Origin of the sequence: Paracoccus sp. SY (assembly GCF_002901215.1) — a bacterium.
In the GTDB taxonomy this organism is placed as follows: Bacteria; Pseudomonadota; Alphaproteobacteria; order Rhodobacterales; family Rhodobacteraceae; genus Paracoccus; species Paracoccus acridae.
On sequence record NZ_NWMQ01000008.1, the window covers coordinates 85346 to 108205 of the forward strand.

19 protein-coding genes and 2 tRNA genes are annotated in these 22860 nt (G+C 67.0%); 6 read left to right on the top strand and 15 right to left on the bottom strand.

Annotation, left to right across the window (positions count from 1 at the left end):
• Positions 1 to 13: 13 nt before the first annotated feature.
• Complete coding sequence (locus CK944_RS08995) at positions 14 to 199, top strand: hypothetical protein (RefSeq protein ID WP_103172727.1); 186 nt, start codon at positions 14 to 16, stop codon at positions 197 to 199.
• Positions 200 to 309: 110 nt separating this feature from the next.
• On the opposite strand, the gene CK944_RS09000 is transcribed toward CK944_RS08995, so the two are convergent.
• A complete protein-coding gene (locus tag CK944_RS09000; RefSeq protein ID WP_103172728.1) occupies positions 310 to 1155 on the bottom strand; it encodes a neutral zinc metallopeptidase in 846 nt (281 codons plus the stop codon).
• 177 nt (positions 1156 to 1332) lie between these two features.
• Between CK944_RS09000 and CK944_RS09005 the strand changes: the two genes are divergently transcribed.
• The 3 genes from CK944_RS09005 (at position 1333) to CK944_RS09015 (ending at position 5775) form a co-directional block, all read left to right on the top strand.
• The gene (locus CK944_RS09005) at positions 1333 to 1797 is read left to right on the top strand and encodes a disulfide bond formation protein B (RefSeq protein WP_103172729.1); all 465 of its coding nucleotides are present in this window, start codon (positions 1333 to 1335) and stop codon (positions 1795 to 1797) included.
• A 171-nt stretch (positions 1798 to 1968) separates the two neighbouring features.
• The gene (gene gyrA / locus CK944_RS09010; protein ID WP_103172774.1) at positions 1969 to 4650 is read left to right on the top strand and encodes a DNA gyrase subunit A; all 2682 of its coding nucleotides are present in this window, start codon (positions 1969 to 1971) and stop codon (positions 4648 to 4650) included.
• Positions 4651 to 4695: 45 nt separating this feature from the next.
• A complete protein-coding gene (locus tag CK944_RS09015) occupies positions 4696 to 5775 on the top strand; it encodes an AI-2E family transporter (RefSeq protein WP_103172730.1) in 1080 nt (359 codons plus the stop codon).
• On the opposite strand, the gene CK944_RS09020 is transcribed toward CK944_RS09015, so the two are convergent.
• The 4 genes from CK944_RS09020 to CK944_RS09035 all read right to left on the bottom strand — a co-directional run bounded on the left by CK944_RS09020 (position 5772) and on the right by CK944_RS09035 (position 11202).
• Positions 5772 to 8180: a DUF3772 domain-containing protein gene (locus tag CK944_RS09020; protein WP_103172731.1), complete on the bottom strand. Its 2409-nt coding sequence runs from the start codon at positions 8178 to 8180 to the stop codon at positions 5772 to 5774. The genes CK944_RS09015 and CK944_RS09020 overlap by 4 nt on opposite strands.
• A gap of 5 nt (positions 8181 to 8185) precedes the next feature.
• Positions 8186 to 9217, bottom strand: a complete 1032-nt coding sequence (locus CK944_RS09025; protein WP_103172732.1) for a cysteine synthase A — start codon at positions 9215 to 9217, stop codon at positions 8186 to 8188.
• Between the two features lie 81 nt (positions 9218 to 9298).
• Complete coding sequence (locus CK944_RS09030; protein WP_103172733.1) at positions 9299 to 10354, bottom strand: NUDIX domain-containing protein; 1056 nt, start codon at positions 10352 to 10354, stop codon at positions 9299 to 9301.
• Positions 10351 to 11202, bottom strand: a complete 852-nt coding sequence (locus tag CK944_RS09035) for a DUF2059 domain-containing protein (protein WP_103172734.1) — start codon at positions 11200 to 11202, stop codon at positions 10351 to 10353. The genes CK944_RS09030 and CK944_RS09035 overlap by 4 nt, the downstream gene beginning before the upstream one ends.
• Positions 11203 to 11293: 91 nt before the next feature.
• Between CK944_RS09035 and CK944_RS09040 the strand changes: the two genes are divergently transcribed.
• A tRNA-Ser gene (locus CK944_RS09040) sits at positions 11294 to 11383 on the top strand.
• Between the two features lie 344 nt (positions 11384 to 11727).
• On the opposite strand, the gene CK944_RS09045 is transcribed toward CK944_RS09040, so the two are convergent.
• Positions 11728 to 12192 (bottom strand): Lrp/AsnC family transcriptional regulator, encoded by a 465-nt coding sequence (locus CK944_RS09045; protein WP_103172735.1) that lies wholly within the window; start codon positions 12190 to 12192, stop codon positions 11728 to 11730.
• Between the two features lie 111 nt (positions 12193 to 12303).
• Between CK944_RS09045 and putA the strand changes: the two genes are divergently transcribed.
• Entirely contained in the window at positions 12304 to 15702 is a 3399-nt protein-coding gene (putA, locus tag CK944_RS09050) for a bifunctional proline dehydrogenase/L-glutamate gamma-semialdehyde dehydrogenase PutA (RefSeq protein WP_103172736.1), read from the top strand.
• 361 nt (positions 15703 to 16063) lie between these two features.
• On the opposite strand, the gene CK944_RS23195 is transcribed toward putA, so the two are convergent.
• From CK944_RS23195 to CK944_RS09090, 9 genes are all read right to left on the bottom strand, one after another.
• Positions 16064 to 16372 carry a hypothetical protein gene (locus CK944_RS23195; RefSeq protein ID WP_158247981.1) on the bottom strand — a complete coding sequence of 103 codons (309 nt, stop codon included), beginning with the start codon at positions 16370 to 16372 and terminating at the stop codon, positions 16064 to 16066.
• A gap of 155 nt (positions 16373 to 16527) precedes the next feature.
• A tRNA-Phe gene (locus CK944_RS09055) sits at positions 16528 to 16603 on the bottom strand.
• A gap of 35 nt (positions 16604 to 16638) precedes the next feature.
• The gene (locus CK944_RS09060) at positions 16639 to 16845 is read right to left on the bottom strand and encodes a DNA gyrase inhibitor YacG (protein ID WP_103172737.1); all 207 of its coding nucleotides are present in this window, start codon (positions 16843 to 16845) and stop codon (positions 16639 to 16641) included.
• Positions 16845 to 17894: a ribonuclease E/G gene (locus CK944_RS09065; RefSeq protein WP_103172738.1), complete on the bottom strand. Its 1050-nt coding sequence runs from the start codon at positions 17892 to 17894 to the stop codon at positions 16845 to 16847. The genes CK944_RS09060 and CK944_RS09065 overlap by 1 nt, the downstream gene beginning before the upstream one ends.
• Entirely contained in the window at positions 17891 to 18499 is a 609-nt protein-coding gene (locus tag CK944_RS09070; protein WP_103172739.1) for a nucleoside triphosphate pyrophosphatase, read from the bottom strand. The genes CK944_RS09065 and CK944_RS09070 overlap by 4 nt, the downstream gene beginning before the upstream one ends.
• 13 nt (positions 18500 to 18512) lie before the next feature.
• A complete protein-coding gene (infA, locus tag CK944_RS09075) occupies positions 18513 to 18731 on the bottom strand; it encodes a translation initiation factor IF-1 (RefSeq protein WP_085377819.1) in 219 nt (72 codons plus the stop codon).
• Positions 18732 to 18817: 86 nt separating this feature from the next.
• Positions 18818 to 19897, bottom strand: coding sequence for a FliM/FliN family flagellar motor C-terminal domain-containing protein (locus CK944_RS09080; RefSeq protein ID WP_103172740.1), 1080 nt, complete (start codon positions 19895 to 19897; stop codon positions 18818 to 18820).
• 40 nt (positions 19898 to 19937) lie between these two features.
• Positions 19938 to 22589: an ATP-binding protein gene (locus tag CK944_RS09085; protein WP_103172741.1), complete on the bottom strand. Its 2652-nt coding sequence runs from the start codon at positions 22587 to 22589 to the stop codon at positions 19938 to 19940.
• Positions 22579 to 22860 carry a hypothetical protein gene (locus CK944_RS09090; protein WP_103172742.1) on the bottom strand — a complete coding sequence of 94 codons (282 nt, stop codon included), beginning with the start codon at positions 22858 to 22860 and terminating at the stop codon, positions 22579 to 22581. The genes CK944_RS09085 and CK944_RS09090 overlap by 11 nt, the downstream gene beginning before the upstream one ends.

Consider the following 22860-nt stretch of genomic DNA (forward strand, 5'->3'; position numbering starts at 1 on the left):
GGAGGCTATTGCCTTGAACAACCTGATCTGGCTGCTGCGCGCGTCGAAATGGGCGCGCAATCCGCCAAGCGCCCGCATGGTCAAGCTGGTGTTGCTGGTCGTCGCGGCAGGTCTGTCGATCGCCGTCCTGGAATGGCTGGAAATGTGGCCGGACTGGGCGCGCCTGGAAGAAGGCCGCGCCCCGCGAATTCCGCGTTAACGACGGGCACGGACGGGCTGCGGCTGGGGACGACGGACTGCCAGGGCCGCAAGGCCCAGCGTCATGAGGGTGATAAGCGTCAGCATTGCCTTTCCTTTCGTTGCGGGGGCTTACAGCCCCGCCGCCTGGAACGTGTCGCACTGGGCCATGTCGCCCGAATTGAAGCCGCGCATCAGCCATTCCTGACGCTGCGCCGCGCTGCCATGGGTGAAGCTGTCGGGCATCGGCGTGCGCCCGGCATTCGACTGGATCACGTCGTCGCCCACGGCCTCGGCCGCGCCCATGGCTTCCTCAAGATCCCCTTCCTCCAGCGTGCCGAAGCGCTGCTGCGCCTGGCGCGCCCAGATGCCCGCATAGCAATCGGCCTGAAGTTCGGTCAGGACCGAGATCTGGTTGGCCTGCCGATCACCCACCTGGCTGCGCAGCCGCTGTGTTTCACCCAGCACGCCGGTCAGGTTCTGGACATGGTGGCCGACCTCATGCGCGATGACATAGGCATAGGCGAAATCGCCCCCTGCCCCCATGCGGCTGGCCATCATGTCGAAGAAGTCGGTGTCCAGATAGACCCGCTGATCGTTCGGACAATAGAACGGGCCCATCGCCGAGGACGCACCCCCGCAGGCCGACTGCACGACGCCGCTGAACAGCACCAGCCGGGGTTCGGCATAGTCGATGCCAGCCTGCTGCGGCAGGACCTGGCCCCAGACTTCCTCGGTGTCGGCCAGCGTGACCGACACGAATTCGCCCCATTCCTGTTCTTCCTGGGTCAGCGGACGGTTTTCTTGCGGCTGGCCCTGGTCAAGTCCCTGCACGACCGGCGTGATGTCGATGCCGAAGAAATAGCCCACGGCCAGGATCGCCAGCATCCCCACGACGCCGACGCCCCCTGCCCCGGCGGCGCCCATGCCGCGCCGGTCATCGATATTGCTGCTGCCGCGCCGTCCACGCCATTGCATTGCCGCCATCTCCCTTGGCCAAAGTGGCCTTCCACCCCAAAACACAAGGGCCATGCCGCCGGTTCCCGTCGCGGCATCCCCTGGCGCGGCAATCACAGCGCCGCGACAAGATCGCAAGGCGCTTGACGCCGCCGTCCCGCGGGACGATCCACAAGCCAAATCAAGGACGAGGGCATCATGGACGGACGACAACTTTCCCTGTTGGCAGGGGCCGGTTCGGCGGGCCTTCTGATCGCCGCCCTGGGTTTTCAGGCGGCGGGTTACGCGCCTTGCGAATTGTGCATCCTGCAACGCTGGCCGCATGTCATGGCGATCGTCGTGGCGGTGCTGGTGTGGTGGACCGGCCGGGTGCGCGGACTTGCGATCCTGGGCATGATCGCGGCGGGGGCCGCGATGGGGCTTGCGATCTATCACACGGGGGTCGAATGGAAGCTGTGGCAGGGTCCGACGCATTGTTCAGGCACGATCGGAAACCTGGCCACCATGTCCGCGCAGGATCTGATGGAACGGTTGCAATCGGCCCCCGTGGTCCGCTGCGACGAGGTGGCGTGGCGGTTCCTGGGCCTGTCGATGGCCGCCTGGAACGCGGTCTTTTCGGTCGGGCTGGCGGTCGTCTGGGGAATGGCGGCGAAACGGTCGTAAGGCGGTCTTAAACCGTGTTCGGGGTGCCGCCAAACATTGCCCCCAAGGGGGAGGTTGCCTATATATAACCCAACAAGATGTTGAGGAAATCCCGTGGCCGACACCCCCGAAGACGACCTGCCCGAGACCCCCGAGGCGGGTGACGATACCGCCGCTGCGACCCGCCAGGTGATGCCCCATGACGGCCCGGTGATCGACATCAGCGCCGAGATGCGGACCTCGTATCTGGACTATGCCATGTCGGTCATCGTCAGCCGCGCGATCCCCGACCTGCGCGACGGCTTGAAGCCCGTTCACCGCCGCATCCTTTATGCGATGGACGAGTCCGGCAACACCCATGACAAGGCTTATCGCAAGTCCGCGCGGCCCGTGGGCGACGTGATGGGTAAGTATCACCCGCACGGCGACGCCGCGATCTATGACGCGCTTGTGCGGATGGCGCAGGATTTCTCCATGTCGCTGCCGCTTCTGGACGGCCAGGGCAACTTCGGGTCCATGGACGGCGATCCCCCCGCCGCCATGCGATATACCGAGGTGCGGATGGACAAGCCCGCGAACTTCCTGCTGATGGATATCGACAAGGACACGGTCGATTTCCAGGACAACTATGACGGCAAGGACCGCGAACCCACCGTCCTGCCCGCGCGCTTCCCGAACATGCTGGTCAACGGGGCGGGCGGCATCGCCGTCGGCATGGCGACCAACATCCCGCCCCACAACCTGGGCGAGGTGGTCGATGCCACGCTGGAACTGATCGACAACCCCGACCTGCCGACCGAACGCCTGCTTGAAATCATCCCCGGCCCGGACTTCCCGACCGGGGCGCTGATCCTGGGCCGGTCCGGCGCGCGCAAGGCATACCTGGAAGGCCGGGGCAGCGTCATCATCCGCGCGAAAACGCATATCGAGGAACTGCGCAAGGACCGCTGGGCCATCGTCGTGGACGAGGTGCCCTATCAGGTCAACAAGTCCAGCCTGATCGAACGCATCGCGGAACTGGCCAAGGAAAAGCGGGTCGAGGGCATCGCCTCGGTCCAGGACGAATCCGACCGGCAGGGTGTCCGCGTCGTGGTTGAGCTGAAACGCGACGCCACGCCCGATGTGGTGCTGAACCAGTTGTTCCGTTTCACGGCCCTGCAGACCAGCTTCGGCTGCAACATGCTGGCGCTGAACGGCGGGCGGCCCGAACAGCTGACGCTGCGCGACTTCCTGACCCATTTCATCACCTTCCGCGAGGAGGTGGTGGCCCGCCGCACCGCATACGAACTGCGCAAGGCCCGCGAACGCAGCCATGTGCTGTGCGGCCTGGCCGTGGCGGTCAGCAACGTGGACGAGGTCGTGGCGACGATCCGGTCCTCTGCCGACGCGGCCGAGGCGCGCGAACGGCTGATGGAACGCCGCTGGCCCGCGCATGAAATCTTGGAATACCTGCGCCTGATCGACGATCCGCTGCATCCGGTGAACGACGACGGGACCTACAACCTGTCGGAAACCCAGGCCCGCGCGATCCTGGACCTGCGCCTGCAGCGCCTGACGCAGCTTGGCGTCCAGGAAGTCACCAACGAATTGCAGCAATTGGCCGATTCGATCCGCGACTATCTGGCGATCCTGGGATCGCGGGAACGGATCATGGGCATCATCAGCGACGAGCTGCGCGAGGTGCGCGACCTGTTCGCCGTGCCCCGGCGGACCGAGATCACCGATTGGTCCGGCGACATGCTGGACGAGGATCTGATCGAGCGCGAGGACATGGTCGTCACCATCACCTCGGGCGGCTATATCAAGCGCACGGCCCTGGCCGAGTTCCGGTCGCAGCGCCGTGGCGGCAAGGGCCTGTCGGGGATGGCGACCAAGGAAGACGACGTGGTCACCACGCTGTTCGTCGCCAATACCCATACCGAACTGCTGTTCTTCACCACGGACGGCATGGTCTATCGCCTGAAGACCTGGCGCCTGCCGCTGGGCGGGCGCACGGCCAAGGGCAAGGCCATCGTGAACATCCTGCCGATCGAACCCGGCGTGTCCATCGCCGCGCTGATGCCGGTCGATGCGCCGGAAACCGAATGGGAAAACTATCAGGCGGTCTTCGCCACCTCGGACGGGGACGTGCGGCGCAACGCCTTGTCGGACTTCACCAACGTCAAGTCGAACGGCAAGATCGCGATGAAGCTGCCCGAGGGCGTGGAACTGGTGGGCGTGCGGATGGCGACCGTGGACGACGACGTGATGCTGGTCACGGCATCGGGCCGGGCGATCCGCTTCCCGACGACCGACGTGCGCGTCTTCAAGGGCCGCGATTCGACCGGCGTGCGGGGCATCCGGCTGGCGGATGGCGACCGCGTGGTCAGCATGTCCGTGATCCGGCATTTCGAGGCCGATCCCGCCGAACGCGCCGCCTATCTGAAGATGCGCCGTGCGGTTGAAGGTGCGCTTGACGACGGGGCCGAGGCCGACGAGGACGAGGAAACCGTGGTGGAGGCGGCGATCACCCAGGAACGCTATGCCGAAATGTCGGCGGCCGAGGATCTGATCCTGACCATCACCACCAAGGGTGCGGGCAAGATCAGTTCCAGCCACGATTACCCGGTGCGCGGGCGCGGCGGCCAGGGCGTGATGGCGATGGACAAGGCCATGCGGGGCGGTGCGCTTGTCGCCAGCTTCCCGGTCGAGATGGACGACCAGATCATGCTGGCGACATCCACGGGCCAGTCGATCCGGGTGCCAGTGGACGGGATCAGCTTCCGGTCGCGCAGCGCGGGCGGCGTCAGGGTCTTCAACACCGCCGCGAAAGAGGAAGTCGTCTCCGTGGCGCGCATCGCGGAACAGGGCGACGAGGAACCGGCCGAAGCATGAACCAGGGCCCGGCATCTGCCGGGCCTTTTTCAAGACGAGGACAGCTTGACCCCATCCAGCGAAGAGGTGCTGCGGCAAAGGCTCCAGACGGGGTTCCTGGGCATCATCGCCTTTTCGCTGGTCCTGTTCCTGCTGTTCCAGGCGCGCTTCGTGCTGATCTGCCTGGCCATCGCGATCATCCTGTTCTCGCTGACCTCGGACGCGATCCAGGCGATCTCGACCCGGCTCAAGGTGCCGAACTGGCTGGCGACGACGCTGGCGCTGATCGGCATCACCCTGGGGCTGATCTGGCTGTCCACCACGATCATGGCCCAGATCAACGAGGTCGTGGGCCGCGCCATCACCTATGCCGAATCCGTGCAGGTGGCGCTGACGGCCCTGATCGAGCGTTTCGGCCCCGAGGCCCAGACCCGCCTGCTGGCCGCGCTGACAGAGTTCAACATCACCGGCTGGCTGCGCTCGCTTGCCGGGCAGGCCTCGGGGCTGCTGTCGGGCAGCCTGCTGGTGATCCTGTTCGTGGGCTTCATGTTCGCCGAACGGGTCTGGCTGCCGATCAAGGTCGAACGGCTGACGGGCGATCCCGACCAGGCGCTGCGGGTGCGGCTGATCATGGCCTCGATCATGCGGCGGGTGAACCGCTATCTGGTGGTCAAGACATTCGTCAGCGCGCTGACCGCGGCCGGTGTCTGGCTGATCTATGTCGTCGCCGGGCTTGAGCTGGCGATGGCGATGGCGCTGCTGACTTTCGTGCTGAACTTCATCCCCAATATCGGCTCGGTCATCGCCTGGGGGATCACCGTCGCCCTGGCCTTCGTGCTGACCGGCGATTCCACCGCCACCATCGCCGTGGGCTTTGCCTGCCTGCTGGTCCATTTCGTGCTGGGCAATATCCTGGACCCGATGCTGACCGGCCAGACGCTGCAACTGTCCAGCTTCGGGATCATCCTGTCGCTGGCCTTCTGGGGCGCGATCTGGGGCATCGCCGGGGCCTTCCTGGCGGTGCCGATCATGGTGGCCGTGATGATCGTCTGCTGGCACATCCCCTGGCTCCGCCCCGTCGCGATCCTGCTGTCGCGCGAAGGCCTGGCCGATATCGACACGGCCAGACCCGCCACCGATCCCTAGCTTGCGCCCTGCTGCTGCTTTTGCGCCTGCGCCCCCGGCGGCAGGCCGGCCTTGTCGTCTTCCTTGTCCGCATCGGGCAGGTCGTCCGTGTCGCGCCAGATGTCGCGGGTGGTGAAGGGCATCCCGATGCCTTCGTGGACAAAGCGTTCCACGATCTGGTGATACACCTCGGACGTGACGGACATGCCCGATCCGATGTCGGAAATCACCGCGCGGATCTCGAAGTTCAGCGAATCGACGGTGATGCCCCGGAACAGGACCGAGGGCGGCGGGTCGATGGTCACAAGGGGCTGATCCTCGATGATCTCGGTCAGGATGCGGTGGACCTGGCGCGTGTCGCTGCCATAGCTGACGCCGATGGGGATGATGATCCGCCCCGTCTTGCTTTGCCGCGTCCAGTTGGTCACCGGCTGGCTGATGAGGTCGCTGTTCGGGATGATGACCTGCTGCTTGTCGAAGGTCTCGACCGATGTCGCGCGGACCGAGATCCGCTTGACGATGCCCTGCTGTCCGCCCGCGCTGACCCAGTCGCCCACGCTGACCGGACGTTCGATCAGCAGGATGATGCCGGACACGAAGTTCGACACGATGTTCTGCAAGCCGAAACCGATGCCGACCGACAACGCACCGGCAACGATGGCAAAGGACGACAGGTCGATCCCGGCCGAGGTGATGGCCAGCATCGCCGCCAGGATGATGCCGACATAGCCCATGCCGGACACGACCGCGTTCTGCCCGCCGGCGTCCAGCTTGGTCTTCGGCAGGACCGAGGTGCGCATCGCCCCCTGCACCGCACGGGTGATGGAATAGCCGAGGGCGAAGACCAAGAGGAACATCAGGACCGCGCCGGGCGACAAGCGCACGCCGCCAAGCGTGACGCCCTGGCGGAAGCGGACCCAGTATTCGGCAAGCTCGTTGCCCGAGGCGCCCCAGATCAGCAGGAAGACGGGGATCGACAGCAGCACCAAGGCAAAGCCGATCAGCAAAGGCGCCAGCCCGTCGCGCGCGCCTTCCTGGCCGCGTTTCAGCATGTTGAACAGATCGGCGACGAAATCCTGCAACAGGATCAGCAGGCCCAGCATGGCAAGGGTCTGGATCCAGGGCCAGATCAGCAGGTTGCCGATATTGACATAGCCGATGGCGGCCGCAATCACCGCCACGATGGCCAGGGGCCGGCTCAGCGTGCCCGCAAGGGACAGGACGCGATGGCGATAGCTGGTGCCGGTCTGGTCGGCCCAGGGTTTCAGGCGGCGCAGGATGACGCCCAGCTTGAACAGCAAGGCCCCGGCGATCACGATCAGCACGAAATGCCAGACGACCGCCGCGCCTTCGGCGAAATCCAGCGGGACGCGCTGCAGCCTGGCATTGCGCTCGGCCAGACCCGACAGCGGCAGGAAGGCGACCGAGGCGACATGGTGGACCGCCAGGGCAAGCGCCAGCGCGTTCACCAGCCAGCGGGCGTTCTGGCGTTTTTGCGGCGGCACGTTCAGCGTGTCATAGGCGACCGCCTTGGTGGGGAACAGTTGCCGCGCCAGCCAGGCGGCGCCGAACAGGATCACCGCCGCGACAGGCAGCGCGTCCAGGAAGGGCCGGGTCCAGGGGCCAAAGATCCCCGTCGCCGTCAGGGCGCTGATCAGAAGATAGATCCCGATCATCGGCAGCACGATCTGCCCCAGCGAGACCACGAAGGCCAGCACGGCGCGCGAATAATCCATTGCCCGCGCCGACACGCGCGAGGGAAGCGTTCCCACCCAATGCCGCCCCAGCGTCAGCAGCAGCAGCGCCGCGATCAGGTAACCCGCCACCTGCGGCAAACGGGGGCGGAGTTCCGTCCAGGTCGCCCGCTCGGCGATCCTTTGGCCGGTGTTTTCCCAGATCCCGTTGACCAGCCGCGTCGTTTCCGATGCCGCCAGCAGCCAGTTGCCCGGCAGCAGCGGCGAGGTGGACAAGCGCGCCAGTTCGCTGACCTGGCGTTCGGTCAACGCCTGGTCGATGCGGCGGACGATGGAATCCGCGCGGCTGAAGGCCTCGACGGCGGCACGCCGGGGGGCCTGCAATTCTGAAAGCTGCGCCTGCAATTCCGACCGCCGGTTGGCGATGTCCTCGGGCTCGGTGGCGCCTTCAGCCGGCGCGGGACCCAGGGAAGCGATCTGGCTTTCGAGCGTGGCGATCCGGTCGGCATTGATGCCCTGCGCCGCCTCGAACTGCCGGCGCCAATCGACGACGCGGGTTCGGATGTCGTTCAACTGGGCGGCCGGGGTGTCGGCCTCGCCCACCAGTTGCTCGCTTTGGGTCGCGACGCGTTCCCAGGTCTGGTAATTGGGAACCGCCGGCTCTTGCGCCCAGGCAGGCGACACATGGATGGTCAGGACCGTCAGGACGACAGCCAGGAACGCGCGGATCATGGGGGTCAGCCTTCGTAAACTTCGGGAATGTCGGGCGCTTCGCGCGTCAGCCAGCCAGGCACGGGCAGGCCCTTGGCGCGCAGGAAGTCCGGGTTGAACAGCTTGGTCTGGTAGCGGTTGCCATAGTCGCACAGGATCGTGACGATCCTGTGGCCCGGACCCATGTCGCGCGCCATGCGGATTGCGCCCGCGACATTGACGCCGGACGACCCGCCCAGGCACAGCCCTTCGTGTTCCAGCAGGTCGAAGACCACCGGCAGCGCCTCGGCATCGGGGATGCGATAGCTGAAGTCGGGGGTGAAGCCTTCCAGGTTGGCGGTGATGCGCCCCTGCCCGATGCCTTCGGTGATCGAGCTTCCGGGCGCGTCGAATTCGCCCGTGGTATAAAAGGAGTGCAGCGCCGCGCCCTCGGGGTCGGCCAGGCCGATCTTCACGCCCTTGGGCTGCAATGCCTGCGCCACGCCCGCCAGCGTGCCGCCCGAACCGACCGCGCAGATGAAGCCGTCCACCTTGCCGCCGGTCTGGTCCCAGATCTCGGGGCCGGTGGTTTCGACATGGGCCTGGCGGTTGGCGGTGTTGTCGAACTGGTTGGCCCAGATCGCGCCATTGGGTTCGGTCCGGGCCAGGGCCTCGGCCAGACGGCCGGAATAACGGACATAGTTGTTGGGATTCTTGTAGGGGGCCGCCGGAACCTCGACCAGGGTTGCCCCCGCCAGGCGCAGCATGTCCTTTTTCTCCTGGCTTTGGGTTTCAGGAATCACGATCACGGATCTGAAGCCCATCGAGGCGCCGACAAGCGCCAGCCCGATGCCGGTGTTGCCCGCCGTGCCTTCCACGATGGTGCCGCCGGGCCGCAGGACGCCGCGTGCCACCGCATCCTTGATGATGTAGAGCGCCGCGCGATCCTTGACCGACTGGCCGGGGTTCATGAATTCGGCCTTGCCCAGGATCTCGCAGCCCGTCGCCTCGCTGGCCTGGCGCAGGCGGATCAAGGGCGTGTTGCCGATCATGTCGGCCAGGTCAGGGCAAATTCGCATGGTCAAGCAACCTATCCGTCGGGGTCCAGTTCCGCGTTACCTACACACGGGTCCGTCAGAGGCACAACCCCGCAGCCCGGATCAACCGAGTCCCAATTCCGTGCGAATCGCCTGGTGGCGCAGTTCCAGCCACAGCGCGATCATGGCCAGGGGCCCGCTTGCCAGCTGTCCCGACAAGGCCATCTGGGTCAGTTCCGCCCTGGACGTCAGATGGCCCCGGATATCCTCGGCTTCGCTTTCCAGGCCGTGGATGCCCTCGATGCCATCCGCCAGGTCGGCGATGCCCACGAACAGATACAGGTATTCGCCAAGCGCGCCGGGGCTGGGATAATGGTGCATCGCGGGGAACAGCCGCGTGACGGTCAGGTTCGCTTCCTCGCGCGCCTCGCGGCGGGCGGCATCCTCGACCGTTTCGCCGGCATCGACGCGGCCCGCGACCGCCTCCAGCAGCCAGGGCTGGGGATCGTGGCGCAACCAGGGGGCGACCCGGAACTGTTCGATCAGCAGCACACGGTCGCGCACCGGATCCCAGGGCAGCACGACGACCGCGTCGCCAGAAACAAGCACCTCTCGCCGCAGGAGGGGCGTCATGCCGCCCGCATGGGTGCCGTGACGCAATTGGCAGATTTGCAGCGAGAAGAAGCCCGCATGGGGCTCGTCCCACGCCACGGCCTTCACGGCATCGGGCGCCCGCAGATCGACCAGCGATCCGCCGGACGGGGGGCTGGCCGCACCGCGCAGTTCCGATGCCGCGATCACCCCGATCATCGGCAGGCGTGCGGCGATGTCTTCCACGGGCCGATCGGCGGGCGCGGCCAGGACATGGCGCGCGATGGCAGCGGCCAGCGGCACCTGCGGCTCTCCCTCGGCCGTGCCGGACCCCAGCCCCAGGATGCCGTCCCGTGGCTCCAGCCCCATCACCGCGGCATAGCGGTTCAGCGCCGCATTCGGCACGACGCGTAGGGCGGCGACGGTCCCCTGCCCCGCCGCCAGCCTGGGCCAGCCGTTCCGGTCGATCCCGGCCCGCGCACCGCCGACCAAGGTGCCCGGCAACGTTTCGGGCCTTCCCGTCAGGCCGAAGACATCCATCATCTGGGGCAGCGCCAGGATGCCCGTCAACAGGACAGAACCGTTCACAATTGCCGCCCGCGCATCTCGGCCGCGGCGGCCAGGCCCATGTCATGGGCGGTCTGGGTGAAGACCCGGTCGAAGCCTGCGAACATCACCCGCGACAGCGCCCGGCCCCCGCTGGATTCGGCAAAGGCGATATAGGCCTCCAGTTCCCTGTCCCCCAGCGAGGCATAGGCCAGAAACAGATAGGCGCCGATCCAGCGTTCGGTGTCGGCGCGCAGTTCCGGTTCCCCGGCCCAGGCGTTCTGGATGATCTCGCCCTCGGCCAGCGGCATCGGGGAACCGCTGCCTGCCTGGAACCCCCTGGCAAAGGCAATGGAGGCGTTCAACCCGCCCGCCACGTTCGGATCGACCAGGTCCGCCGCCTCGATCAGCCGGGCAATGCGGAGGGCGCGTGGGGCCGACCGCTGCTGCGCCTGTGCCCAGGCCGCCTCGGCGGCAGCCTCCACATCCTTGTCCAGCATCGCCACCCGCGCAGTCGTTTCCAGCGCCAGAAGCCGCTGACCAAGACGGGTGCGATAGAAGGCCAGGCCCGCTTGCAGATCGGCCGGATCCGTCGTGGACAGCGATTCCGACGCGCCGCGCGTGAACAGGGCTTGGACACGCGGCGGCGCATGGATCGCCGCGACCTGCCGCAGCCAGCGTCCGGTGCCGCCGCGCGGAAACATCGTCGCGGCCATGTCCGCAGCTTCGGCCACGGCCTCGTCGCGCAGGACGGGGGCAAGCCGGTCAAGCTGCATCACATCCCACAGCACATGGGCGGCCTGTTGGTGGTGGGGCGCAGGCTGGCGCGGCTGCGCATGGGCCGGTTGCCCCACCGCGACCAGAAGACAAAGGCACAAGAACCGCAGCATCCGGCATCCTTTCGTGACACAGGTGTTTTTTTCGACAAAACCACTTGCGCTTCAACCCCCACCCCTCTAAATCCCCGCCTCACCACGCCGCGGAGAGGTGGCAGAGTGGTCGAATGCGGCGGTCTCGAAAACCGTTGAGCCTTCACGGGTTCCGTGGGTTCGAATCCCACCCTCTCCGCCATTATTCCCTGACAGATCGTTTACCACCATGCCGGGCTTGGCAGTGCCTGCCCCCGGATGGCACGGCAACCAGCCGTGATGGCGGTCTGATTGCCGGTCTGCCGCTTCTCCGACACCCAACGATCCCCTTCGCCTTTGGGTTCTTTGCAAAGCGCATCACGGTCGGAGGCCTGACAGTGCAGACCGTCAAATCCCGTGCTTCTTCCGTGACGCCCAGGTAAGCCGAATGGAGATTGGCGGCACAAAGCCACGCGATCTTCCCGGAAGCCCTGACCTGCCCGGACATGCTGCGCGCCTTTGCCCAGGCGCTGCCCAAAGTGCTTCTGGCGGAAAGGGAACAGGCGTTCAGCCGAAGGTGAAGGTCTGTTCCACCACCGCCTCCATCGAGACATAGCTGGAGGTGTTGCTGATATGGGGCAGACCCGAGATCTTTTCGGCCATGATGCGCCGGAAATCGGCCATGTCGCGGGACCGGACCTTGACCAGATAGTCGAAGCCCCCCGCGATCATGTAGCATTCCTCGATTTCCGGAATGGCGCGGACGGCTGCGTTGAATTGCTGCAATGCAGCCTCGCGCGTGTCGCTCATGCTGACCTCGACATAGGTGACATGGGTCAGGCCCAGTTTCAGGGGCGACAGGATCGCGCGGTATCCGGTGATCAGGCCGATCTCCTCAAGATGCCGGATGCGCAGGGCCACGGGGGTCTTGGACAGGCCCACCTTTCGCGCCAGTTCCGCGATGGGGATGCGGGCGTTGCGGGTCAGTTCGGCCAGGATCTTGCGGTCCAGGGCGTCCAGCTTGACGTTCATCCTGAAAATCGCCCCCAAAATGTTCTATCGGACCAGATCGCCCGCCGTCTTCAGGCGCACGGCCTGCCGGACCTATGATAAACCTGTCCGATCCAGTCAAGGAGATCGGCCATGTCTTCCGTCAGCCCCAGCGTCTTTTCCACCCAGGCAAAGTTCGCAGACGAAAGGCAGCTTCTGGAACGGCTGGCCGAACAGGCCGCCCTGTCGCCCCAGACCCGCGCCGCGATCAGCGACCGCGCGGCCGACCTGGTGCGCCGCATCCGGGCCGAGGCGCGCCCGTCCCTGATGGAGCATTTCCTGGCCGAATACGGCCTGTCCACCCGCGAGGGCGTGGCCCTGATGTGTCTGGCCGAGGCGATGCTGCGCGTGCCCGACAAGACCACCATCGACGCGCTGATCGAGGACAAGATCGCCCCGTCCGACTGGGGCAAGCACCTGGGCGAGGCCTCGTCCTCGCTAGTCAATGCCTCGACCTGGGCCTTGATGCTGACCGGCAAGGTTCTGGACGACGATCAGGCCGGCACGCTGCGCCGCATGGTCCGCCGCCTGGGCGAACCCGTGATCCGCACCGCCGTGGGCCGGGCCATGAAGGAAATGGGCCGCCAGTTCGTGCTGGGACAGACCATCGCCGATGCGCTGGACCGCGCGAGGGCGCGCGAGAAGCAGGGCTTCACCTACAGCTATGACATGCTGGGCGAGGCCGCGATGACCGGCGCCGATGCCGCCCGCTATGCCCGCGCCTATGGCGATGCCATCGCCGCCATCGCGAAAGCCTGCGACAAGAGGTCGGTGGAACAGAACCCGGGCATCTCGATCAAGCTGTCGGCGCTGCATCCCCGATACGAGGTCGCGCAGGAAGCCCGCGTGATGCGCGATCTGGTGCCCGTGGTGCTGCGTCTGGCGCAGGCCGCGAAGGCCGCGAACATGGGCATGAACATCGACGCCGAGGAGCAGGACCGGCTGGTCCTGTCGCTCAAGGTGATCGAGGCGGTGCTGTCCGACCCCTCGCTGGCCGGATGGGACGGTTTTGGTGTCGTCGTGCAGGCCTATGGCAAGCGCGCGGGCCAGACGATCGACTGGCTGCATGATCTGGCGGTGCGGCTGGACCGCCGCATCATGGTGCGCCTGGTCAAGGGCGCCTATTGGGACAGCGAGATGAAGCGTGCCCAGGTGGACGGCCATCCGGGCTTTCCGCTGTTCACCAGCAAGGTCGGCACGGATGTCAGCTATATCGCCAATGCCCGCAAGCTGATCGGATACGGCGACCGCATCTATCCGCAATTCGCCACGCACAACGCCCATACGGTTGCCGCGATCCTGGAAATGGCTGGGGACACCCGCTTCGAATTCCAGCGCCTGCATGGCATGGGAGAACGGCTGCACGACATCGTGCTGCGCGAAACCGGCGGGCGCTGCCGCATCTATGCCCCCGTCGGCGCGCATCGCGACCTGCTGGCCTATCTGGTGCGGCGCCTGCTGGAAAACGGCGCCAACAGCAGCTTCGTGAACCAGATCGTCGATGAAGCCGTGATGCCCGAGGAGGTCGCCCGCGATCCTTTCGGCGCGCTTGCCACGGCAAAGGCCCCGGCGTCGCTGCTGGCGCCTGCGGATCTCTATGGCGCGTCGCGTCGCAATTCGGCCGGGTTCGACCTGTCGGACGAACAGACCCTGGCGCGGATCAATGCCGCGCGAAACGTGGCTTTGGCCGACGTGGTGCCGCTGACGGTGCGCGAACCCTCGGGCACCGTGCAGGACGTGACGAACCCCGCCACCGGCGCCAGACTTGCCACGGTAATGATGGCCGACGCAGACACCACCGCGCGCGCCATCGAGGACGCGCGCCCCTGGGACGCACCCGCGGCCGACCGTGCCGCCGTCCTGCGCCGCGCCGTCGACCTTTACGAGGAAAACTTCGGCCCCATCTTCGCCATCCTTGCGAAGGAAGCCGGCAAGACCCTGACCGATGCCGTGGCCGAACTGCGCGAGGCGGTCGATTTCCTGCGCTACTACGCCGCCGAGGGCGAGACGAACCCCGGCGCGCCGCGCGGCATCATCGGCGCGATCAGCCCGTGGAACTTCCCCTTGGCGATCTTCACCGGCCAGATCGCGGCGGCGTTGATGGCGGGCAATGCGGTGATCGCCAAGCCTGCCGAGGCCACGCCGATCATCGCGGCCCTGGGCGTGCGGCTGATGCATCAGGCGGGTGTGCCGCTTGCCGCCCTGCAACTGCTGCCGGGACGCGGCGGCGTGGTGGGCGCGGCCCTGTCGGCCGATCCCCGCGTGCGCGGCCTGGTCTTCACCGGATCGACCGCCACCGCCCAGACCATCGCGCGCAGCATGGCCGCGAACCTGACCCCCGGCACGCCCCTGATCGCGGAAACCGGCGGGCTGAACGCGATGATCGTGGACAGCACCGCCCTGCCCGAACAGGCCGTCCGCGACATCGTGAACGGCGCCTTCCGGTCCGCCGGTCAACGCTGCTCGGCGCTGCGCTGCCTTTATGTCCAGGAAGACATCGCCCCCCATGTGATCGAGATGATCCGTGGCGCCATGGACGAACTGGTCCTGGGCGATCCCTGGGATCTGGCGACCGATGTCGGCCCGGTGATCGACACCAGGGCGCGGGACGACATCGCGGGCTATGTCGCCGCAAACGGCAACCGGGTCATTCACAGGCGGAACGTGCCCGTGCAGGGCACCTTCGTTCCGCCGACCATGCTGCGCGTGGGGGGTATCGGCGACCTGGACCGCGAAATCTTCGGCCCCGTCCTGCATGTCGCGACCTTCCGGGGCGATGAACTGGACCGCGTGGTGGCCGAGATCAACGCGCGCGGCTTCGGACTGACCTTCGGGCTGCACACCCGCATCGACTCTCGCGTGCAAGAGGTGTCGGATGCGATCCATGTCGGCAACATCTATGTCAACCGCAACCAGATCGGCGCGGTTGTCGGCAGCCAGCCCTTTGGGGGCGAGGGCCTGTCGGGCACCGGGCCCAAGGCGGGCGGGCCGTGCTATGTCACCCGCTTCTTCGCCCCCGATGCGCCCGCGGCCGCCGGGGGCGACTGGCAGGGCCAGGCCGACGAAGACCGGATCCGCAACCAGCTTTCCACGCATCGTCCACGCAAGATCGACGAACGCCTGATGCCCGGCCCGACCGGAGAGCTGAACCGCCTGACCGCCCATACCCGCCCGCCGGTCCTGTGCCTTGGCCCCGGCGCGCAGACGGTTGCTGCGCAGATCGCCGCCGTTGCCGCCCTTGGCGCCGATGCCGTGGGCGTGGACGGCCCCCTCCCCGCTGAGGCATTGACCCGCCTGCCCCCGATGGCTGCGGCGCTGTGGTGGGGCGATGATACCCAAGGCCGCGCCTATGCGCAGGCCCTGGCGGCACGCGACGGGGCGATCGTTCCCCTTGTCACCGGAATGCCCGATCTGGCCCATGTGGTCCATGAACGCCACCTGTGCGTGGACACCACGGCAGCGGGGGGCAACGCGGCCCTGCTGGCGGGGTAAGGCCATCTGTCCTGCGAAGCCGTCGAAGGGGCGCCCGTCATCCTCGGGTCGCCCCTTTCCGCTGGCTGCCGGACTGCACGGGGTGGCGCGCGTCACGGGCTTAGCTGACGCCGGCACTTGATGGGTGCGCTTGTCGAACCAGGGCTGGAAAAGCGGCTGGGGGTGGCATCCTGGCCGTGATCCTGTGCGTCAGGGTGTTCCCACAGATCAGACATGCAACAGAATCGGCGGCGCATCGCGCGGAAGACAAACCGTCACGGGGGTTCAGATCAGGCCCCTGTGCATCTATGTCCTTCTGTGGACCCGGCGAAGTTGGGCCATCCGGGGTCTGGGGGCAACGGCCTTTGCGCGGCCTCGGCCCTCAGGGCACGGAGGCGACGGCAAGTCCGAACATGATGATGGCGTCGAGGAACATGACGGCGGTGGTGATGAGGAAGTTGACCATCGGGCGGCTCCTTGTTCGGCAGGGTTTTCCCATGCTCAACGAGGAAACGGGCTTTCGGATGCATTGTTCTTTTCGACAAGCGACTGAAATCGCCGCCCGATGCATGGCCTTTTCAAGGATTGTCTTGAAAGGAGGGGCGGGGCGATGGTCCCACCGCACATCTGGCTTCCTTGGCAGGACTGCAGCGCCTGTTGAAGAAGATGCGACAGGAATGCGCCGCCCCATGCCACCGCAAGCCGCTGTCCGGCACAGGCGATGCCATAGGCCGGTTCGCAGCAGTTGATGGATGAACCCTTGGCTCGGAACCGCGCCAGTCACCAGGTCAGCCGACCGCCGCACAAGCTTTCCAAGGAAGCAATCACCGATCTTCTTGGTTGAAGTGGTGCCCGGAGACGGATTTGAACCGCCGACACGCGGATTTTCAATCCGCTGCTCTACCAACTGAGCTATCCGGGCAACCTGACGCCGTCAGGCGGGGTGTGGGGCGGTGTTTACGGTCGCTTGGGGCGACTGTCCAGTCCCTCGCCGCTGTTTTTTTCGATTTCCCCGTTCATGTCCGAAGACAGGTCGTCCTGGGATGCGCCGGGGATCACGTAATCGCCCCGCAGCCAGCGGCCCAGGTCGATGTCGGCGCAGCGTTTCGAACAGAACGGCCGATAGGCCGGCACCCCCGGCTTGCTGCAGATCGGGCAGGCCATCAGTCCGCCCCCCCGGCCAGGCGGTGCAGGGGGATGCGGTCGCGCTTGCGGTTGATCTCGTAAAGCCCCATGGTGGTCCAGCCGATCAGGGACGTCTCGGCGCTTTCGCCCTTGAACGCGGCACGCAGCACCTGGTCCAGCGTGGCGCGGTCGCGCTTGGGGACCGGCGCGAAATCGACCACAACCTGCCCGCCCAGACCACGCAGGCGCAACTGGCGCGGCAGGTCGCGGGCAAGGGCGATATTGGCCTTGAGCGCGGCCGCGGGGCTGCCGTCCTGGCCGGTGTTCACGTCAATGGCGACCAGGGCGCGCGTCGGCTCGATCACCGCATGGGCACCGCCGGGCAGCGTCACGGCGGGCGTCAGCAGGGCATCCACGGCCTCCAGCACGCCGCAGCGGTCAAAGCTGTCCTCGCCTTCCTCGATCGCGTCGGGTTCGGGATCGGCCCATTCCATCCAGGCCTGTTCATGCGGAGACGCGGCTCCCAGCAGCAGTTCGGGCGATCCCGCCTGTTCCGCCATGACCTTGCCCGCCAGATCCAGAAGACCTTCCAGTTCCTGGGCGATGTCGTCGGGATGGGCCGCCTCGCAGAGGCTGCGGAAGATGATGCCGGTGCCTTCCGAGGGGTTGGCCGCCGCGCCCAGGGCAGTCAGTTCGGCCCGCGCTTCCTCGTCCCGGATGCGGCGAGAGACGTTGATCCCCGGCGCACCCGGCGTCACCAGCACATGACGGCCCCGGAACAGGATGCGCGACGTCAGGGGGATCGCCTTGCCCTCATCGGCGACACCCGTGACCTGGACCAGCAATGCCTGGCCTTCGGAGAGGCCGGATCGGTCGCGCAGATAGCCGCGCTGTCCGTCGGGCAGGCGCAGGAAGACGCCCCCCTGCCCCTTCATCAGCCGTTCGACCACGCCGCGGCAGATGTCGCCCGGCACCAGCGGCGCCAGGTCCTTGGCATCGACCAGAAGATCGGTCAGCTGGCCGTCCTCCATCAGGGCGGCGGCCTCGGCGCCAAACAAATCGCCCAGAACGACCTGACGTCCCTTCATGACCGGACTTCCTTCCTGGTGATGCCGCAGCTTGCCAGCATGGCGGCGGTTTCGGCCAGCGGCAGCCCGACGACGGATGAAAACGATCCCTGGATCCAGGGAATGAACGCGGCCGCAGCGCCCTGGATGGCATAGCCGCCCGCCTTGCCTTCCCAGTCGCCCACATCAAGATAGGCGTCCAGTTCGGCGGCGGTGATGGGTCGCATCCGCACGGTCGTTTCGACCAGCCGGTCGCGAAGCTTGTCCCCGTGGCGGATGACGACGGCCGTCAGCACGCGGTGGCGGCGACCGGACATCAGGCGCATGAAATCCCCTGCCTCGGTGCGCGAGGTGGGCTTGCCCAGGATCCGGCGGCCGACCGCGACCGTCGTGTCCGCGCAAAGCAGCACATCGTCCATGCCGGAATCCAGCGCCATTGCCTTTTCACGCGCGATCCGCCGGACGTAACGGTCCGGCAACTCACCCTTCAGCGGCGTTTCGTCGATATCGGCTTGGCGGACCTGATCGGGCAGGATGCCGATCTGGGCCAGAAGGTCCAGCCTGCGCGGACTGGCCGAGCCGAGGATCAGGCGCGGGCGTTCCACGGCCGCAAGGGGCGTGGTCATCGCGGCGCCTGCATCACTTGAAGCGGTAATTGATCCGTCCCTTGGACAGGTCATAGGTGTTCATCTCGACCTGCACCTTGTCGCCGGCAAGGACGCGAATGCGGTTCTTGCGCATCTTGCCTGCCATATGCGCGATGATCTCATGGCCGTTTTCCAGCTCGACCTTGAACGTCGCATTCGGCAGGAGTTCCTTCACGACGCCGGGGAATTCGAGCATTTCTTCCTTGGCCATGGTCACTCCGTGATAATCGCCCCGCCTGATTCGGGACGGGGGTTAAATGCGACCGACACGCCCGGATTTCAAGTGTAAAGCGCGATTCATGCCCCCAGGGCCTGCGGCGCCATGCCGGCGCCGGCCTTTGCCCCCGCTGTCTGGCGGGAACGGAACGGGTCAGCCTCGCCCAGGTCCGAGGGAAGCATCGTGGCGGGCGGATCAATCGGGCCAAGCTGCGGATCCGCCGCCTTCCGGGCAGGATCGTGCAGGCGCAGGGCGTGACAGCCCTCGGCCTCGCCCAGCTTGCCGGTGGCCAGCAATTGGCCGTCGCGGGTTTCCAGCCGCGCCTCGGCCAGGGTGACGCGCGGCAGCGCCAGCAGCTTGCCGGGAACCAGGGCGCGCAATTCCCCCAGGGTCATGCTGCGGCGGCACAGGACGCCCACCACCTCGACCGGGGCGGCGGCCATGGCGCCGGCCAGCGTGGCCTGCGACGGGGTCGGCGCAGGGGCCTGCGCGACTGCGGACCGATGCACCGGCGCCGGACGGGGATCGGCCTTGTGCGGCAGCGCGATCAGGATCGTGCCGTTGCGGGCCTCCCCGCCACCCAGCCGCAGATCGAAGCTGAGGCTGCGATAGGGCCGATCCTCCAGCATCAGGACCAGCGGGCGCGGATCGTCCAGATAGGTGGCATAGCGATAGCCCTGGATCGGTCCGAACCCCTCGACCTGCTCCATCTCGGTCCCCAGTTCGGACATGAGGGCGTTCACGAAATCGACGCAGATCGCGGCGTCGCTTCGGGTCAGCCTGCGCCGTTCGGCGGGCCGGGCGGTGACGCGGCCCAGGGCCTGAACCTCGATCAGGGCGGTCACGGTTTCGAAGGACAGGGCCATCACGCCGATCTGGTCGCCCGGCCCCTGCAGCACGATCAGCAGCGATTGGTCCGGCAGCAGTTCGGGCAGTTCCGCCAAGGTCGCCGCGCCCGCGGTGATATCGACCGGAAGGACGGGCATCCGGTACAGCCGTTCGGCCGCGCGGCCCACGGCATTTGCGGCGGCGCGGGCGGGCGACAAGGGCTGCGGCTGCGGCAGGCGGGCGGGATTGTCCGCGCCACGGCCGCGCACCCGAAGCAGCGTCCTCAGCAGTTCTGCCTGTCCAGATTGCGCCATGACCATCCCGAATCGCATTCCCTGATCCGCACTGTGGCAAGAAGCGGTTGAGAAAGGTTTAAGCGCGCCGCAATCCCGCGTTGACCGGCACCGGGGGTCGCCGGGGCAGCAGGATGCGGAAGGCCGCGCCGCCGTGGCCTGGCAGATAGGTGATCTCTCCGCCCAGGTTGGCCATGATCTCCTTGCAGATCGCCAGCCCCAGGCCCGCCCCCCCGGCCCGCGCCGGATCGTTCAGGCGAGAGAATTTCTCGAAGATCAGCGACTGGCGCGCGGCTTCTATCCCCGATCCGTTGTCGATGATGTCGATCTGCGCCCCGCCCCGCAAGGTCCGGCGGACGCGGATCGACAGGACCGGGGGTTCGGCGTCGCAATACTTGCGGGCATTGGTGATGACGTTGATCAGGACCTGCAACAGCCGATCGGCGTCGGTGATGATGCCCACATATTCAGCCAGCGGTTCGCGTTCGACCCGGAAGACGCGTTCGGGCCGGGTGGCGGATGCGGCGGACAGCGCGCGTTCGATCAGGTCATGCAGGTTGGCGGGCGTGATCGACAGTTGCGCCTGGCCGCTTTCCAGGACCGACAGATCCAGAAGGTCGTCCAACAGACGGGTCAGGCGCCCGGCTTCGTCATAGATGATCTTCGCGAAACGGTCCCGGTCCGCATCCGACAGGTCGGGGGTGCGCAGGATTTCCGAAAAGGCCCTGACCGAGGTCATGGGCGTGCGCAGTTCGTGGCTGATCTGGCCCAGGAAGGCATCCTTCTGCACCGACAGGGCGGTCAGCTTGTCATTCGCTTCCTGCAGTTGGCGGGCGGTGCGGGCCAGTTCGGTGGTGGCGTTTTCCAGCCGCTGCGCTTCCTCCTTGGCGCGCTGCGCCTCGGTCGCGACCTGCATCAGGTCCGATACGGTCAGTTCCGACCCGCCCGCCACGCTGTCGATCATGGCATGGGCCGTGGCCGCCCCGATGGACCCCGCCAGCCGCCGTTCCAGCCGCGTCAGGAAGCGCGGCGTCAGGTCGGGCAGATAGCCGGACTTGCCCTGGAACGCGGCCTCGGACTGGAAGAAGTGCAGCGCATCCTCGGACCCCCAGACGCGGCGGGCCATGACCAGCAGGGGCTCCACCTGATCGGACCCGCGGGCGATGCGGCTGTGGCGGATCGGATCGACGGCACTGACGAAGGACAGGCCTTGCAGACGCTCGACCGGGTCGGGCATTCCGAAGATCGACAGGCCGATGAAGGCCAGGGTGTTGACCGCCAGCGACAGGAAGATCGCGAAGGCCAGGGGATCGACGCCGGGCGGCACCGGCAACGGGCTGCCGATCCCGACCGAGGGCAGGAAGATCGTGGCCAGCCACAGCGCAAAGCCCAGGCCCACCCCGCCAAAGGCACCCCGCCGGTTGGCGCCGCGCCACAGCAGCCCGCCGATCATCGCGGGCAGCACCTGCGCCATGCCGGTGAAGGCCACCAGCCCCATCGCCGCAAGCGCCGTGGTGCCGCCCGTGGCTTGGTAGTAAAGCCAGCCCACCGCCATCACCGCCAGGATCGCCAGGCGCCGGGCGTTCAGGACGAAACCGCGCAGATCCTCGGGGTCGTCCCCCTGCGGCTTGCGGCGCAGCATCAGCCACAGCGGCATCAGCCAGTGATTCGAGATCATCGTGGCAAGCGCGATGGTGCAGACCACCACCATCGATGTCGCCGCCGAGAATCCGCCCAGGAAGACCAGGAAGGCCAGCCAGTTCTGGCCCGACTGGGCCGGCAGCGTCAGCACATACAAGTCCGGGTTCGCATCCGGGGGCAGCAATTCCTGTCCCATCACGGCGATGGGCAGCACGAACAGCGACATGGCGAACAGATAGGCCGGAAAGGCCCAGCCCGCGACGGACAGGCGATCCTCGTCCGCGGCCTCGACCACCAGCACCTGGAACATGCGCGGCAGCACGACGACCGCCGCGCCCGACACGAACAGCAGCGCGGTCCAGCGGTCGGGTTTCAGGACCCAGCCGGAATCGCCCGCGCGTTCTGCGATGCGGGCCAGCATGTCGGCGGGACCATGGGCCAGACCCCAGACCACGAAGACGCCAAGCGCCAGAAAGGCCATCAGCTTGACGATGGCCTCCAGCGCGATGGCGGTGACGACGCCGTGGTGGCGTTCGTCGGCGGCCAGGTTGCGGGTGCCGAACAGGATGGTGAACAGCGCAAGACCGCCCGCCACCCACAACGCCGTGCCGCCCCCGCCCGCCAGCGGGATATCCGTCAGGCTGTCGGTGGCGAAGACATCGAAGGACAGGCTGACCGATTGCAGTTGCAGCGCGACGTATGGCGTGGCGGCGATCACCGCGATCAGCGTGACAAAGGCCGCCAGCCGGTTCGACTTGCCGAACCGCGCCGAGATGAGGTCGGCGATCGAGGTGACATGGTGCATCCGCGCGACCCGCACCAGCCGCCGCAGCCCCCACCAGGCGCCCGTGAAGACCACCGTCGGCCCCAGATAGATCGTCGCGAATTCCAGCCCCGACCGGCTGGCGTAACCGACCGCCCCATAAAAGGTCCAGGCCGAGCAATAGACCGACAGCGACAGCGTATAGACGGCAGGATGGTCAAGCCACCGCACCCTGCCCTGCGCGGCGGCACGGTCGGCGGCGAAGGCCACGCCGAACATCAGCGCGACATAGGCCAGGCAGCCCGCGACAAGCGCCTCAAAGGGCATGGTCGTGGTCCTGGTCGATCTCGCGGCGGGCGCGCAGGGTCGCGGCATCGGCCCGGCGCAGCGCGCGGTGAAGCGCCCAGACGGCGGCGATCAGCACCGCCCAGGTGCCGAACAGCCAGACCGCGCCCCAGGCGAAGCTGACCTCGGCCGGCATCCACCAGACGGGGACCAGGATCAGGCAGGCCGCCAGCACCGGCAGGACGCGGGCGGCATCGCCCAGCCGCCTGCGGCGGAACGAGGCGCGTTCAAGAAACAGCGGCTGGTCCGGCAT